General features: G+C 69.7%; 14 protein-coding genes. 2 read left to right on the forward strand and 12 right to left on the reverse strand.

The annotated features are described in order from the left end of the window. Nucleotides 1-6 precede the first annotated feature (6 nt). The 11 genes from nuoK to SPRI_RS16080 are packed head-to-tail and all read right to left on the reverse strand — an operon-like array spanning nucleotide 7 to nucleotide 10,814. Nucleotides 7-306, reverse strand: a complete 300-nt coding sequence (gene nuoK / locus SPRI_RS16030) for an NADH-quinone oxidoreductase subunit NuoK (protein WP_005313772.1) — start codon at nucleotides 304-306, stop codon at nucleotides 7-9. Further along, nucleotides 303-1,142: an NADH-quinone oxidoreductase subunit J gene (locus SPRI_RS16035; RefSeq protein ID WP_005313774.1), complete on the reverse strand. Its 840-nt coding sequence runs from the start codon at nucleotides 1,140-1,142 to the stop codon at nucleotides 303-305. Before SPRI_RS16035 ends, nuoK begins: the two co-directional genes overlap by 4 nt. Continuing rightward, complete coding sequence (nuoI, locus tag SPRI_RS16040) at nucleotides 1,139-1,801, reverse strand: NADH-quinone oxidoreductase subunit NuoI (RefSeq protein WP_037774021.1); 663 nt, start codon at nucleotides 1,799-1,801, stop codon at nucleotides 1,139-1,141. Before nuoI ends, SPRI_RS16035 begins: the two co-directional genes overlap by 4 nt. Beyond that, nucleotides 1,794-3,155, reverse strand: a complete 1,362-nt coding sequence (gene nuoH, locus SPRI_RS16045) for an NADH-quinone oxidoreductase subunit NuoH (protein ID WP_037774022.1) — start codon at nucleotides 3,153-3,155, stop codon at nucleotides 1,794-1,796. The genes nuoI and nuoH overlap by 8 nt, the downstream gene beginning before the upstream one ends. Then, on the reverse strand, nucleotides 3,152-5,638 hold the full coding sequence (locus tag SPRI_RS16050; RefSeq protein WP_053557032.1) for an NADH-quinone oxidoreductase subunit G: 2,487 nt from the start codon (nucleotides 5,636-5,638) through the stop codon (nucleotides 3,152-3,154). The genes nuoH and SPRI_RS16050 overlap by 4 nt, the downstream gene beginning before the upstream one ends. Continuing rightward, a complete protein-coding gene (nuoF, locus tag SPRI_RS16055) occupies nucleotides 5,635-7,011 on the reverse strand; it encodes an NADH-quinone oxidoreductase subunit NuoF (protein WP_037774024.1) in 1,377 nt (458 codons plus the stop codon). Before nuoF ends, SPRI_RS16050 begins: the two co-directional genes overlap by 4 nt. Next, on the reverse strand, nucleotides 7,011-7,841 hold the full coding sequence (nuoE, locus tag SPRI_RS16060) for an NADH-quinone oxidoreductase subunit NuoE (protein ID WP_005313792.1): 831 nt from the start codon (nucleotides 7,839-7,841) through the stop codon (nucleotides 7,011-7,013). The genes nuoF and nuoE overlap by 1 nt, the downstream gene beginning before the upstream one ends. Continuing rightward, nucleotides 7,838-9,160, reverse strand: a complete 1,323-nt coding sequence (locus tag SPRI_RS16065; RefSeq protein WP_005313799.1) for an NADH-quinone oxidoreductase subunit D — start codon at nucleotides 9,158-9,160, stop codon at nucleotides 7,838-7,840. The genes nuoE and SPRI_RS16065 overlap by 4 nt, the downstream gene beginning before the upstream one ends. Beyond that, entirely contained in the window at nucleotides 9,157-9,885 is a 729-nt protein-coding gene (locus SPRI_RS16070; protein WP_005313802.1) for an NADH-quinone oxidoreductase subunit C, read from the reverse strand. The genes SPRI_RS16065 and SPRI_RS16070 overlap by 4 nt, the downstream gene beginning before the upstream one ends. Next, complete coding sequence (locus SPRI_RS16075) at nucleotides 9,882-10,436, reverse strand: NuoB/complex I 20 kDa subunit family protein (protein ID WP_005313804.1); 555 nt, start codon at nucleotides 10,434-10,436, stop codon at nucleotides 9,882-9,884. Before SPRI_RS16075 ends, SPRI_RS16070 begins: the two co-directional genes overlap by 4 nt. Before the next feature lie 18 nt (nucleotides 10,437-10,454). Further along, complete coding sequence (locus SPRI_RS16080; protein ID WP_003974383.1) at nucleotides 10,455-10,814, reverse strand: NADH-quinone oxidoreductase subunit A; 360 nt, start codon at nucleotides 10,812-10,814, stop codon at nucleotides 10,455-10,457. Nucleotides 10,815-11,515: 701 nt separating this feature from the next. Here SPRI_RS16080 and SPRI_RS16085 point away from each other — a divergent pair. Next, complete coding sequence (locus SPRI_RS16085) at nucleotides 11,516-12,319, forward strand: C40 family peptidase (RefSeq protein ID WP_037774025.1); 804 nt, start codon at nucleotides 11,516-11,518, stop codon at nucleotides 12,317-12,319. A gap of 102 nt (nucleotides 12,320-12,421) precedes the next feature. Here SPRI_RS16085 and SPRI_RS16090 read toward each other — a convergent pair whose 3' ends face one another. Beyond that, entirely contained in the window at nucleotides 12,422-13,318 is an 897-nt protein-coding gene (locus SPRI_RS16090; RefSeq protein ID WP_005313808.1) for an NAD(P)-dependent oxidoreductase, read from the reverse strand. Between the two features lie 115 nt (nucleotides 13,319-13,433). On the opposite strand from SPRI_RS16090, the gene SPRI_RS16095 reads away from it, so the two are divergent. Next, entirely contained in the window at nucleotides 13,434-14,453 is a 1,020-nt protein-coding gene (locus SPRI_RS16095; RefSeq protein ID WP_037774026.1) for a helix-turn-helix domain-containing protein, read from the forward strand. Nucleotides 14,454-14,690 lie beyond the last annotated feature (237 nt).

A 14,690-nucleotide genomic window follows, 5' to 3' on the forward strand; every position in this document is an offset into this window, starting at 1 on the left:
GACCCCTTACAGCTTCATCAGGCTGGCGTCGTCGACCGAGGCCGAGTGGCGGGAGCGGAACAGCGACACGATGATCGCGAGCCCGACCACGACCTCTGCCGCGGCGACGACCATCGTGAAGAACGCGATGACCTGGCCGTCGAGATTGCCGTGCATACGGGAGAAGGCGACGAACGCGAGGTTGCAGGCGTTGAGCATCAGCTCGACGCACATGAACACCACGATCGCGTTCCGCCGGATCAGGACCCCCGCCGCGCCGATGGTGAACAGCAGGGCGGCGAGATAGAGGTAGTTGACCGGATTCACCGCTTGGCCTCCTGTCCGTCCCGGTCGCGGGCGTCCCGGTCACGTCCGAGGCGCTCCTCGGAGCGCTGCTCCAGGGCCTTGAGGTCGTCGAGCGCCTCCGTCGAGACGTCCCGGATCTGACCGCGGTCGCGCAGCGTCCGGTTGACGGTCAGCTCGGACGGGGTGCCGTCCGGCAGCAGACCGGCGATGTCCACCGCGTTGTGCCGGGCGTAGACGCCGGGCGCGGGCAGCGGGGGCAGATGCTTGCCCTCGCGTACGCGCTGCTCGGAGAGTTCGCGCTGGGTCTTGGCCCGCTCGGTGCGCTCCCGGTGGGTGAGCACCATCGCGCCGACGGCCGCGGTGATCAGCAGCGCGCCGGTGATCTCGAAGGCGAAGACGTACTTGGTGAAGATCAGGGCCGCGAGGCCCTCAACGTTCCCGCCGTGCGCGGAGTTGGCGGCGCCCAGTCCGTTGAAGTTCTTCAGGGAGGCGTTGCCGATGCCGGCGATCAGCAGGATGCCGAAGCCGAGGCCGCACGCGGCGGCGAGCCAGCGCTGTCCCTTCAGCGTCTCCTTGAGCGAGTCGGCGGCCGTGACGCCGACCAGCATGACGACGAAGAGGAACAGCATCATGATCGCGCCGGTGTAGACGACGATCTGGACGACGCCCAGGAAGTACGCGCCGTTGGCCAGGTAGAACACCGCGAGGATGATCATCGTCCCGGCCAGGCACAGGGCGCTGTGCACGGCCCGCTTCATCAGGATCGTGCAGAGCGCCCCGATCACGGCGATCGTGCCGAGCACCCAGAACTGGACGGCCTCGCCGGTGGAGGTGGCGGATGCGGCGAGCGTGTTCATGCGCCGATCACCTTCTTCGAGGCGGGCTCGTCCTCACCGAAGGTCGACTCGCCCTCCTGGGCCTTCTGGTCCTTGGACACCGCTGCCTGCTGTTCGGTGCCCGGCGCGGCCTCGGTGATCAGGCCCCGGTAGTAGTCCTGTTCGTCCATGCCGGGGTAGATCGCGTGCGGCGTGTCGACCATGTTCTCGTCCAGACCGGCGAGCAGCTGCTCCTTGGTGTAGATGAGGTTCTCGCGGCTCGAGTCGGCGAGTTCGAACTCGTTCGTCATCGTCAGCGCGCGGGTCGGACAGGCCTCGATGCACAGACCGCACAGGATGCAGCGGGCGTAGTTGATCTGGTAGACGCGGCCGTACCGCTCACCCGGGGAGTAGCGCTCCTCCTCCGTGTTGTCCGCGCCCTCCACATAGATCGCGTCCGCCGGGCAGGCCCACGCGCACAGCTCGCACCCGACGCACTTCTCGAGTCCGTCCGGATGGCGGTTGAGCTGGTGCCGGCCGTGGAAGCGCGGCGCCGTGACCTTCTGCTGCTCCGGGTACTGCTCGGTCAGCCGCTTCTTGAACATGGCCTTGAAGGTCACGCCGAAGCCGGCAACCGGATTCAGGAACGTGCTCTCGGATTCCTTGCCACCGGATTCCTTGCGCTTCGATTCCTCAGACACCGTCAGCCTCCTTTCCGTCCCGAGGACCATCACTGTCATTGGGGCCGCCGCTGACGATCAGTTCGCGTTCGCGCCGGGGCCGCCTGCGCGGCACCGGGGGCAACTCCTGGCCGGGCAGCGGCGGTACGGGGAAACCGCCCGCCATCGGGTCGAAGGCCGCGGGCGGCGCCTCGGCCGCCTCGTCCGCCTTTTCCTTGCGGCCGCGGAACATGTCGGCGACGAAGGAGAGCAGCAGCACCGCGATCACCGCGCCGCCGACGTACAGCACGATCTGCTGGAAGTCGTAGTTCTCGTTGCGCAGCGCGCGCACGGTCGCCACCAGCATCAGCCAGACCACGGAGACCGGGATCAGGACCTTCCAGCCGAGCTTCATCAGCTGGTCGTAGCGGACCCGGGGCAGCGTGCCGCGCAGCCAGATGAAGAAGAACAGCAGCAGCTGGACCTTGAGGACGAACCAGAGCATCGGCCACCAGCCGTGGTTCGCGCCCTCCCAGAAGGTGGAGATCGGGTACGGCGCCCGCCAGCCGCCCAGGAAGAGCGTCACGGAGACGGCGGAGACGGTGACCATGTTGACGTACTCGGCCAGCATGAACATCGCGAACTTGATGGAGCTGTACTCGGTGTTGAAGCCGCCGACCAGGTCGCCCTCGGACTCCGGCATGTCGAACGGGGCGCGGTTGGTCTCACCGACCATCGTGACGACGTAGATGATGAAGGAGACCGGCAGCAGGATGATGAACCAGCGGTCGGCCTGCGCCTCCACGATCGCCGAGGTCGACATGGACCCGGAGTAGAGGAAGACGGAGGCGAACGCCGCGCCCATCGCGATCTCGTAGGAGATCATCTGCGCGCAGGAGCGCAGACCGCCGAGCAGCGGGTAGGTCGAGCCGGACGACCAGCCGGCGAGCACGATGCCGTAGATGCCGACGGAGGCGATCGCGAGGATGTAGAGCATCGCGATCGGCAGGTCGGTGAGCTGCATCGTGGTGCGCTGGCCGAAGATCGACACCTCGTTCCCCGAGGGGCCGAAGGGGATCACGGCGATCGCCATGAAGGCGGGGATCGCGGCCACGACCGGCGCCAGGACGTAGACGATCTTGTCGGCCCGCTTGACGATGACGTCTTCCTTCAGCATCAGCTTGATGCCGTCGGCGAGCGACTGGAGCATGCCCCAGGGGCCGTGCCTGTTGGGGCCGATCCGCAGCTGCATCCAGGCGACGACCTTGCGCTCCCACACGATGGAGAAGAGCACGGTCACCATCAGGAAGGCGAAGCAGAACACCGCCTTGATGAGGACGAGCCACCAGGGGTCGCGTCCGAACATCGACAGGTCTTCCAATGCCAGGACGGTCATGCCTCCACCTCCGTCGCGCCCGTCGCCGCCGCGATACGGACCAGCTCGCCGGGGCGCGCCCCGGTGTCCGTGGTGACGCCGCCGCCGACGGAGTTCATCGGCAGCCACACCACCCGGTCGGGCATCTCGCTCACCTGGAGCGGCAGCCGTACGGAGCCGGCCGGTCCGCGGACCTCCAGCTCGTCGCCGTCCTTGACGCCCGTCTCCGCCGCCGTGGCCGCGGACAGCCGGGCGACCGCGGCGTGCCGGGTGCCGGCCAGTGCCTCGTCGCCCTGCTGGAGCAGACCCTGGTCGAGCAGGAGCCGGTGTCCCGCGAGGACCGCCTCGCCGGAGCCCGGCCGGGGCAGCGGCTCGGCGCTCTGTACCGGTTCGGTGGCCCGGGGGCCGTCCCAGCTGCCGAGCCGGTCCAGTTCGGTGCGTACGGACTTGAGGTCCGGCAGCCCGAAGGGCACGTCGAGCGCGTCGGCGAGCATGTGCAGCACCCGTGCGTCGGTCGGCGCGAGGGTCCGGGTCATCTGCTCGGGCTTGAGCGCCGCCTCGAACATCCGGGCCCTGCCCTCCCAGTTGAGGAAGGTGCCGGGCTTCTCCGCGACGGCCGCGACGGGGAGGACCACGTCCGCCCGCTCGGTGACCTCGCTGGGGCGCAGCTCCAGCGACACGAGGAAGCCGACCGCGTCGAGCGCCTCCCGCGCCCGTGCCGGGTCGGGCAGGTCCGCGACCTCGACGCCAGCGACGAGCAGCGCGCCCAGTTCGCCGGTGGCCGCGGCCTCGACGATCTGGCCGGTGTCGCGGCCGTAGCGGTGCGGCAGTTCACGTACCCGCCAGACCTCCGCGGTCTCCGTGCGGGCCCGGGGGTCGGTCGCCGGGCGGCCGCCGGGCAGCAGCGACGGCAGCGCGCCCGCCTCCACGGCGCCCCGCTCTCCGGCGCGGCGCGGGATCCACACCAGCTGTGCGCCGGTCGCGACAGAGGCACGGACGGCGGCGGTGAGACCGCCGGGCACGGCGGCGAGCCGCTCGCCGACCACGATCACCGCGCCCTCGGCGCGCAGCGCCTCCGACGCCTTCGCGCCGGCCTCGTCGAGGCCTTCGCCCGAGGCGAGGGCGTTCAGCCACTCGGTCTCGGTGCCGGGCGCCGCGGGAAGCAGGGTGCCGCCCGCCTTCACGAGTCCGCGCGTGGCGTGCGTGGCGAGGGAGAAGGCACGCTGTCCGTGCTGGCGGTTGGCCTTGCGCAGCCGCAGGAAGACCCCGGGGGCCTCCTCCTCCGCCTCGAAGCCCGCGAGCAGCACCGCCGGGGCCTTCTCCAGCGACGTGTAGGTGACCCCGGTGCCGGAGAGGTCCCGGCCCTGCCCCGCGACGCGCGCCGCGAGGAAGTCGGCCTCCTCCGCGGAGTGCGCCCGCGCACGGAAGTCGATGTCGTTGGTGTCGAGCGCGACCCGGGCGAACTTGGCGTACGCGTAGGCGTCCTCGACGGTCAGCCGGCCGCCGGTCAGGACACCGGTGCGGCCCTTGACGAGGCCGCGGGCCGCGGCCTCCAGCGCCTCCGGCCAGCTCGCAGGCTCCAGCACTCCCTGCTCGTTGCGCACGAGCGGCGTGGTGAGCCGGTCACGCTGCTGGGCGTAGCGGAAGCCGAAGCGGCCCTTGTCGCACAGCCACTCCTCGTTGACCTCCGGGTCCTGTGCGGCCAGCCGCCGCATGACCTTGCCGCGGCGGTGGTCGGTGCGGGTGGCGCAGCCGCCCGCACAGTGCTCGCACACGCTCGGCGAGGACACCAGGTCGAAGGGGCGGGAGCGGAAGCGGTAGGCGGCCGAGGTCAGCGCGCCCACCGGGCAGATCTGGATGGTGTTGCCGGAGAAGTACGACTCGAACGGGTCGCCCTCACCGGTGCCGACCTGCTGCAGCGCGCCGCGCTCCAGCAGCTCGATCATCGGGTCGCCGGCGACCTGGTTGGAGAAGCGGGTGCAGCGGGCGCAGAGAACGCACCGCTCGCGGTCGAGCAGCACCTGCGTGGAGAGCGGGACCGGCTTCTCGAAGGTGCGCTTCTTGCCGTCGAACCGCGATTCGGCCTGGCCGTGCGAGACGGCCTGGTTCTGCAGGGGGCACTCGCCGCCCTTGTCGCAGACCGGGCAGTCCAGCGGATGGTTGATCAGCAGCAGCTCCATCACGCCCTTCTGCGCCTTCTCGGCGACGGGCGAGGTGAGCTGCGACCTGACGACCATGCCGTCGGTGCAGGTGATGGTGCAGGAGGCCATCGGCTTGCGCTGGCCCTCCACCTCGACGATGCACTGGCGGCAGGCGCCGGCCGGGTCGAGGAGCGGGTGGTCGCAGAAGCGCGGGATCTCGATGCCGAGGAGCTCGGCGGCCCGGATGACCAGCGTCCCCTTGGGGACGGAGATCTCGATGCCGTCGATGGTCAGCGTCACGAGGTCCTCGGGCGGGACCGGGGCCTCGGAGCCCCCGGAGGGGGCAGACGTCGTGACCGTCATGCGTTCACCTCCATGTGCTTGTCCGCCCAGGCCGTCGACCTGGCAGGGTCGAAGGGACAACCGCCCTGCGTGATGTGCTGCTCGTACTCCTCGCGGAAGTACTTGAGCGAGGAGAAGATCGGCGAGGCGGCACCGTCGCCGAGGGCACAGAACGACTTGCCGTTGATGTTGTCGGCGATGTCGTTCAGCTTGTCGAGATCGGACATCACGCCGTTGCCGGCCTCGATGTCGCGAAGCAACTGGACGAGCCAGTACGTGCCTTCGCGGCACGGTGTGCACTTGCCGCAGGACTCGTGGGCGTAGAACTCGGTCCAGCGGGTGACGGCCCGCACCACGCAGGTCGTCTCGTCGAAGCACTGGAGCGCCTTGGTGCCAAGCATCGAACCCGCGGCGCCCACGCCCTCGTAGTCCAGCGGGACGTCGAGGTGCTCGTCGGTGAACATCGGGGTCGAGGAGCCGCCCGGCGTCCAGAACTTCAGCCGGTGGCCGGGCCGCATGCCGCCGCTCATGTCGAGCAGCTGGCGCAGGGTGATGCCGAGCGGGGCCTCGTACTGGCCGGGGCTCGCGACGTGGCCGCTGAGCGAGTACAGCGTGAAGCCCGGGGACTTCTCGCTGCCCATCGACCTGAACCAGTCCTTGCCCTTGTGCAGGATCGCGGGAACCGACGCGATGGACTCGACGTTGTTCACCACAGTGGGGCAGGCGTACAGGCCGGCGACCGCGGGGAAGGGGGGCCTCAGCCGGGGCTGGCCGCGGCGGCCTTCGAGGGAGTCCAGGAGCGCGGTCTCCTCACCGCAGATGTAGGCGCCGGCGCCCGCGTGCACGGTGAGTTCGAGGTCGAGGCCGCTGCCGAGGATGTTCTTGCCGAGGAATCCCGCCTCGTACGCCTCGCGCACGGCCTCGTGCAGCCGCCGCAGGACGGGGACGACCTCGCCGCGCAGATAGATGAAGGCGTGGCTGGAGCGGATCGCGTAGCAGGCGATCACGATCCCCTCGATGAGGGAGTGCGGATTGGCGAAGAGAAGGGGGATGTCCTTGCAGGTGCCGGGCTCCGACTCGTCGGCGTTGACGACGAGGTAGTGCGGCTTGCCGTCGCCCTGCGGAATGAACTGCCACTTCATGCCGGTGGGGAAGCCCGCGCCGCCACGGCCGCGCAGTCCGGCGTCCTTGACGTACGCGATCAGGTCGTCGGGCGACATGGCGAGCGCCTTGCGCAGGCCCTCGTAGCCGTCGTGCCTGCGGTAGGTCGCGAGCGTCCACGACCGCGGATCGTCCCAGAAGGCCGACAGGACAGGGGAGAGGAGCTTTTCAGGGCTGCTCTCTCCCCCGACCTCCGGCCGGGAGCCGCCGTCGTACTCGGTGGACAAGGTCATCACTCACCCTCCGCGACAGGTCCGGCCGGGTTGTCCGGGTCGGATGCCGACGTCTTCTGCGGTGCGTCGTGCGAGCTGAGGTGCTCGGATCCGGCCTGCGGACGGTCCTCGGGGTACTCGCCGCGCGGGTGGACCACCCGCGCCGGAGCGGCCTCGCCCTTGGCGAGCTTGAGACCGATGAGCGACGCGGGTCCCGCGCCGCCGCCGGCCTCCACCGCGCCGGGCCGCTGGTCGGGGAAGCCGGCCAGGATGCGGGCCGTCTCCTTGTAGGTGCACAGCGGCGCGCCACGGGTGGGGACGACCTGCTCGCCCGCGCGCAGGTCGTCGACGAGCTGCTTGGCGGACTGAGGCGTCTGGTTGTCGAAGAACTCCCAGTTGACCATCACCACGGGCGCGAAGTCGCAGGCCGCGTTGCACTCGATGTGCTCGAGGGTGATCTTGCCGTCGTGGGTCGTCTCGTTGTTGCCGACGCCGAGGTGCTCCTTCAGCTCCTCGAAGATCGCGTCGCCGCCCATCACCGCGCAGAGCGTGTTGGTGCAGACGCCGACCTGGTACTCGCCGGACGGCTTGCGCCGGTACATCGAGTAGAAGGTCGCGACCGCGGTGACCTCTGCCGTGGTCAGGTCCAGCATCTCGGCGCAGAACCGCATGCCGGTGCGGGAGACATGGCCCTCCTCCGACTGCACCAGGTGCAGCAGCGGCAGCAGGGCGGACCGGCTGCCGGGGTAGCGGGCGATGATCTCCTTCGCGTCCGCCTCGAGCCGCGCACGCACCTCGGCCGGGTAGTCCGGGGCGGGCAGCTGCGGCATGCCCAGTGATACGTCCGTCATCGGTCGACGCCTCCCATCACGGGGTCGATGGACGCGACGGCGACGATGACGTCGGCCACCTGGCCGCCTTCGCACATGGCCGCCATGGCCTGCAGATTGGTGAACGACGGGTCCCTGAAGTGGACCCGGAAGGGGCGGGTCCCGCCGTCGGAGACGACATGGACGCCGAGTTCGCCCTTCGGGGACTCGACCGCGGCGTACGCCTGTCCGGCCGGCACCCTGAACCCCTCGGTCACCAGCTTGAAGTGGTGGATCAGGGCCTCCATCGAGGTGCCCATGATCTTCTTGATGTGGTCCAGGGAGTTGCCGAGACCGTCGGGGCCGAGCGCGAGCTGCGCGGGCCAGGCGATCTTCTTGTCGGCGACCATCACCGGGCCCGGCTCGAGCCGGTCCAGGCACTGCTCGACGATCCGCAGCGACTGCCGCATCTCCTCGAGGCGGATGAGGAAGCGCCCGTAGGAGTCGCAGGTGTCGGCGGTCGGGACGTCGAAGTCGTACGTCTCGTAGCCGCAGTACGGGTCGGTCTTGCGCAGGTCGTGGGCGAGGCCCGTGGAGCGCAGGATCGGGCCGGTCGCGCCGAGCGCCATGCACCCGGTGAGGTCCAGGTACCCGACGTCCTGCATACGGGCCTTGAAGATCGGGTTGCCGGTGGCGAGCTTGTCGTACTCCGGCAGGTTCTTCTTCATCGTCTTCACGAACTCGCGGAGCTGGTCGACCGCGCCGGGGGGCAGGTCCTGGGCCAGTCCGCCGGGCCTGATGTACGCGTGGTTCATGCGCAGGCCGGTGATCAGCTCGTAGATGTCGAGAATGAGTTCACGATCACGGAATCCGTAGATCATGATCGTGGTGGCGCCGAGCTCCATACCGCCGGTGGCGATGCACACCAGGTGCGACGAGAGGCGGTTGAGCTCCATCAGCAGGACGCGGATGACGGTCGCCCGGTCGGGGATCTGGTCCTCGATGCCGAGCAGCCGCTCCACGCCGAGGCAGTACGCCGTCTCGTTGAAGAACGGCGTCAGGTAGTCCATGCGCGTCACGAAGGTGGTGCCCTGCGTCCACGTCCGGTACTCGAGGTTCTTCTCGATGCCGGTGTGGAGGTAACCGATGCCGCAGCGGGCCTCGGTGACCGTCTCGCCGTCGATCTCGAGGATCAGGCGGAGCACTCCGTGCGTGGAGGGGTGCTGCGGGCCCATGTTGACGACGATGCGCTCGTCGTCGGCCTTGGCTGCGGACCGGACGACCTCGTCCCAGTCGCCACCGGTGACCGTGTAGACGGGGCCCTCGGTGGTTTCGCGTGCGTGTGCAGACGGTGTAGTCACGAGTACGACCTCCGCTGGTCCGGAGCCGGGATCTGGGCGCCCTTGTACTCGACGGCGATGCCGCCGAGCGGATAGTCCTTGCGCTGCGGGAAGCCCTGCCAGTCGTCCGGCATCATGATCCGGGTGAGGGCGGGGTGGCCGTCGAAGACGAGCCCGAAGAAGTCGTAGGTCTCGCGCTCGTGCCAGTCGTTGGTCGGATAGACCGACACCAGCGACGGGACGTGCGGGTCGCGGTCCGGGGCGGAGACCTCGAGCCGGATCAGCCGGCCGTGGGTGAGCGAGCGCAGGTGGTAGACGGCGTGCAGCTCCCGGCCCTTGTCCTCCAGGTAGTGCACCCCGCTGACCCCGGTGCAGAGCTCGAAGCGCAGCGCCGGGTCGTCCCGCAGTGTCCTCGCCACCTGCAGCAGGTGTTCGCGCGCGATGTGGAAGGTCAGTTCGCCGCGGTCGACGACGGTCTTCTCGACGGCGTCCTCGGGGACGATGCCCTGCTCCTCGAGCGCGCCCTCGAGTTCGTCGGCCACCTCGTCGAACCAGCCGCCGTACGGGCGGACGGCCGGGCCCGGGAGCCGGACGGAGCGGACCAACCCTCCGTAGCCGGACGTGTCCCCTCCGTTGTTGGCGCCGAACATGCCGCGCTGGACGCGGATCTCCTCGCCGTGCTCGCCGCGCTGACCGGGAAGATTCTGCGCGGAGAGGTCCTTCTCGGGATTCGGCTGGTCCGTCATCGCAGCAGCCCCTTCATCTCGATCGTCGGGAGCGCCTTGAGGGCCGCCTCCTCCGCCTCGCGGGCCGCTTCCTCCGCGTTCACACCGAGCTTGGAGCCCTGGATCTTCTGGTGGAGCTTGAGGATCGCGTCCATCAGCATCTCGGGGCGCGGGGGGCAGCCGGGCAGATAGATGTCAACGGGGACAATATGATCAACACCCTGCACAATCGCGTAATTGTTGAACATTCCGCCCGATGACGCGCAAACGCCCATGGAGATGACCCACTTGGGGTTGGGCATCTGGTCGTAGACCTGGCGCAGGACGGGCGCCATCTTCTGGCTCACCCGGCCGGCCACGATCATCAGGTCGGCCTGGCGCGGCGATCCGCGGAAGACCTCCATACCGAAACGGGCCAGGTCGTACCGGCCGGCGCCGGTCGTCATCATCTCGATGGCGCAGCAGGCCAGACCGAACGTCGCGGGAAAGACGGATGACTTGCGCACCCAGCCCGCGGCCTGTTCGACGGTGGTCAGCAGGAAACCGCTCGGCAGCTTCTCTTCGAGTCCCATGGTGTGCCCCTCAGCCCCTCAGTCCCATTCCAGGCCGCCGCGCCGCCATACATACGCGTAGGCGACGAAGACGGTGAGCACGAAGAGCAGCATCTCCACGAGCCCGAAGATCCCCAGGGCGTCGAAGGTGACGGCCCAGGGATAGAGGAAGACGATCTCGATGTCGAAAATGATGAAGAGCATCGCCGTCAGGTAGTACTTGATCGGAAAGCGTCCGCCTCCGGCGGGCGTAGGTGTGGGCTCGATGCCGCACTCGTACGCTTCGAGCTTTGCCCGGTTGTACCGCTTGGGGCCGATAAGCGTGGCCATGACCACGGAGAAGATCGCAAACCCTGCCCCGAGGGCGCCGAGCACAAGGATGGGCGCGTAAGCATTCACCCTCCCCGCTCCTTCCAGTCGTCCTTGACCGTTGGACCGCACCCGGGCGATCACCTCGCCGCCTCCCAGACCGTGCCGAAGATCGTGCACATGTGAGGCAGTTCACAAGCCCGGAACCCGCATCCTATGCCTCTCGGTCTGTGATCTGCGACACGGGGTCGGGCATCGAGTTTGTGATCTCCACCACCCGACGAAGGATCATGAAGCCGGATGAGGCGTGATCTTCGTACGCGAAGCTCCCGGGTGATCACCAGACGTGACATCCGGAGCTGTTACCGCTGGTCAAAGCCGGGGTGCCCTATCAAGCGGTGACGGGTGCACGCAAATTCGAGATGGACCGCATCGGGTGATATTGGACCGCCGGGTCACTCGGCAGTGGGATCGGGCGGATCGCGGTGGACCGGGACCCCGGTCCACGGCCTCCCGGGCACCCGGACGTTGACCGTTCTGTGACCTGCGCCACTCGCTCAAGACTTCAACAAAAGCGGGCTTGGCCAACGACGTAAAGCGGTGGTAAGCCCACGGCAATTCGGACCTTTTACGGAAAGCCCATGATCACAGCCGTGATCACGCTTGACCGGTTTGCCCGTTACGGCGTCAATAAAGGTCCATCCAGAGCGGATTCAGAGGTTCCGGTCGTAACTGTGGCGCAACACACGTTTCTTGAAGGGAACCGTGAAGCCCTGATAGCGGTTGTACTCATGTCCCACACCGCTCACATACCCAGCCACCGGAAGCCCCGCCGCAGCGCCTCGAAAATGGCGATACGGGCCGGAGTTGCCGGTGGCTTCCTCAGCACCATCGCGGTGGCAGGTGCCGCCGGGCCGGCGAACGCCGAGCCGGTGACCGAGACCATCGAGATGCCCCTGCTCACCGCCGACTCCCTGGCCGCGGTCGCCCAGTCCGCGGAGGCCACCCAGCAGGTCGCCCTCGACCTCGAGCTCCAGGCACAGCTGCAGGCCCAGGAAGAGGCCGCCGCCGCCAAGGCCGCGAAGGCCGCCGAGAAGGCCAAGGCCGAGGCGGACCGCGCCGCGGAGGCCAAGGAGAAGGAAGAGGCGAAGAAGCGCGCCGAGGCCGCCGCCCAGGAGCGCGCGTCCCGCGACTCCGAGCGCACCACCCTCTCCGCCTCCGCCTCCACGGGCACCGCCACCGGCAGCGCCGCGACCGTGGTCGCCTTCCTCAAGGCGCAGCTCGGCGACGCGTACATCATGGGCGCCACCGGCCCCAACGCGTGGGACTGCTCCAGCCTCGTCCAGGCCGCGTACCGCACCGTCGGCATCGACCTGCCGCGGGTCTCCCAGGACCAGTCGCTGGCCGGCACCCAGGTCGGCACCTCCAACCTCCAGGTGGGCGACATCCTCTACTGGGGCGGCGCCGGTTCCGCGTACCACACGGGCGTCTACATCGGCGACGGCCAGTACCTGGACGCCGCGAACCCCAGCAAGGGCGTCGTCATCCAGGACCTGTCCGGTTACCCGGCGAGCGGCGCGGTCCGCGTCCTCTGACCGTCCGCCCCGCTCCGGCGGGAGCAGGCAGCACCCGTAGCACCGCGGCAGCCCGTCCATGTCATGGACGGGCTGCCGCTTTGTACGAGGGGAGGGCGCCGCTCAGGCGCCGCGGAACTGCTCGATCACTCGCGCGTAGCTGTCCTGACCGTGCCCGGAGGCGACCGTCTTCGCCATCATGTCCCGGTGCAGTTCCGGCAGTCGCGTGTCGACGCCGCGTGCGCGGGACGCCTCCAGCAGGTGGTCCACCGCGGCCAGCTGGACGGCGACCGTGGCGTCGTCGCCGGGATAGCGGCAGGCGTCGAGCTGCGGCGCGTAGGTCTCCATGAAGCCGCCGACCGTCGTCAGCCAGCGGATCGCCAGTGGTGTGAACGCGCCTGCCGGTACGCCGTCCACGCCGACGAGCGCCGCGGCGTGCAGCCAGCCCGCGAACACGGACCACATCAGGCCGAGCAGCCCCGTGTCGTACAGCGCGGCGAGTCCGGCGTCCTCGCCGAGGTCGACCGGGTCGCCGAGCGCCGCCAGCGCCTCACGGTGCTCGGCGAAGGCCGCCGGGGAGCCGCTGCAGAGAATCATGCTCGACGGCCGGCCGATGCCCGGCGGCGTGGTCATGACGGCGCCGTCGAGGTAGGAGAAGCCGTGCCCGGCGGCCCACGCGGCGCTCTCGCGGGCCTGCTCGGGCGAGCCGGAGGTGAGGTTGACCAGGGTCCGCCCGGCCAGCACCCCGACCACCGGGTCCAGGAGCTCGCGGACCGCCGCGTAGTCGAGCACGCAGACCACGACGGCATCGCCCGCCGCGACGGCATCGGCGATCGAGTCCGCCCGGACCGCCCCGCGTTCCACCAGGGCGTCCGCCTTGGCGGGCGTACGGTTCCAGACCGTCGTCGTGCGGCCCGCGGCCAGGAACGCCTCTGCGAGCGCCGAGCCCATCTGCCCGAGTCCGATCACGGACACCGAGCCGGCGGAGGCGGGGACGAGCGAGGGGGATTCATGGGACATGTGCAGGTTTCTCCGTGTTCGTTCCGAAGGGAGCTCCAGCCTCGCAACCGGCCGGGCCGCCCGACAGCGGCGGAACTGCCCACCTCCGCAAAATTCCTGCCGTAGGGTCGGGAGCATGAGGAGGTCCTCCGGTCCGGGTGTGGTGGCGATCGCCGTCGTCCCCGATCCCCGTACCGGCCCGACCTGGTGGGACATGTACGAACTCGCCATCGCCTGCGCGGTGTTCGGAGTACCCCACCCCGACCTCGCCGACCCCTGGTACGAGCTCCGGCTCTGCGGGCAGAACGCGGGCCCGGAGGCTGCGGGCGGCTTCTTCGGGATCCGTACGACGCACGGGCTCGACGGTCTGGTGGGCGCCGACACCGTGATCGTGCCGTCGGTTCCCGAGGCCTGCGTCGAGCGGGACGAACCGGTACCCGAACCTCTCGTCGACGCCCTGCGCGCCGCCGCCGCGTCCGGATCGCGGATGGTCTCGCTGTGCGCCGGAGCGTTCGCACTGGCCGCGGCCGGGCTGCTCGACGGACGGCGGGCCACCGCGCACTGGCAGCACACCGGGGAACTCGCCGCCCGCCACCCTGAGGTGATCGTCGACGACTCGGTCCTCTACACCGACGAGGACCGGATCCTGACCAGCGCGGGCGCGACGGCAGCCCTGGACCTGTGTCTGCATCTCGTGCGCCGGGACCTCGGCGCCCGCGTCGCGGGGCAGGTGGCCCGCCGGCTCGTCGTGCCGGTTCATCGCAGTGGGGGCCAGGCGCAGTTCATCGAGCACGCCGTGCCGGAGGCCGACGACGACGGGATCGGGCCCGTCCTGCAGTGGGCCGCCGCCCATCTGGACCGGCCGCTCACCGTCGCCGGGCTGGCGCGGCGCGCCGGGATCAGTCCGCGCACGTTCCACCGCCGTCTGCAGGCGGCGACCGGCACCACACCGCTGCGCTGGCTGCTCACGCAACGCCTCGCGCTGGCGCAGTCCCTGCTGGAGACGACCGAGCTGCCCGTCGAGCTGGTCGGCGAACGCTGCGGGCTGGGCAGCGCGGCCAATCTGCGCCACCACTTCGCCCGCACGCTCGGAGTCTCGCCCAGTGACTACCGCCGGGCCTTCGCACCGCCGGCCCCGGCGGCGAAGGGGCGTTGAGCCGGCGGGGGGCGTCCCTGTTGTGCTGGGAGGCGGCGAGGCGGCGAGGCGGCGGTTGCCGACGAGGCCGCCGACAAGGAGCCGCTGACGGCGGCTGGGTGCGCGTGTGGCGGGGTTCGTGCTTCATGCTCGCCCAGGTGCCGCGGAGGTTGATGGCGGTGACGTGCTCGCACTGGTCGGCGCTCCCGTCGGCGGCGTCCATCGCCACTCCCGCGACGCCGCAGACATGACAGGATC

The sequence above is a fragment of the Streptomyces pristinaespiralis genome, from assembly GCF_001278075.1.
Classification (GTDB): domain Bacteria; phylum Actinomycetota; class Actinomycetes; order Streptomycetales; family Streptomycetaceae; genus Streptomyces; species Streptomyces pristinaespiralis.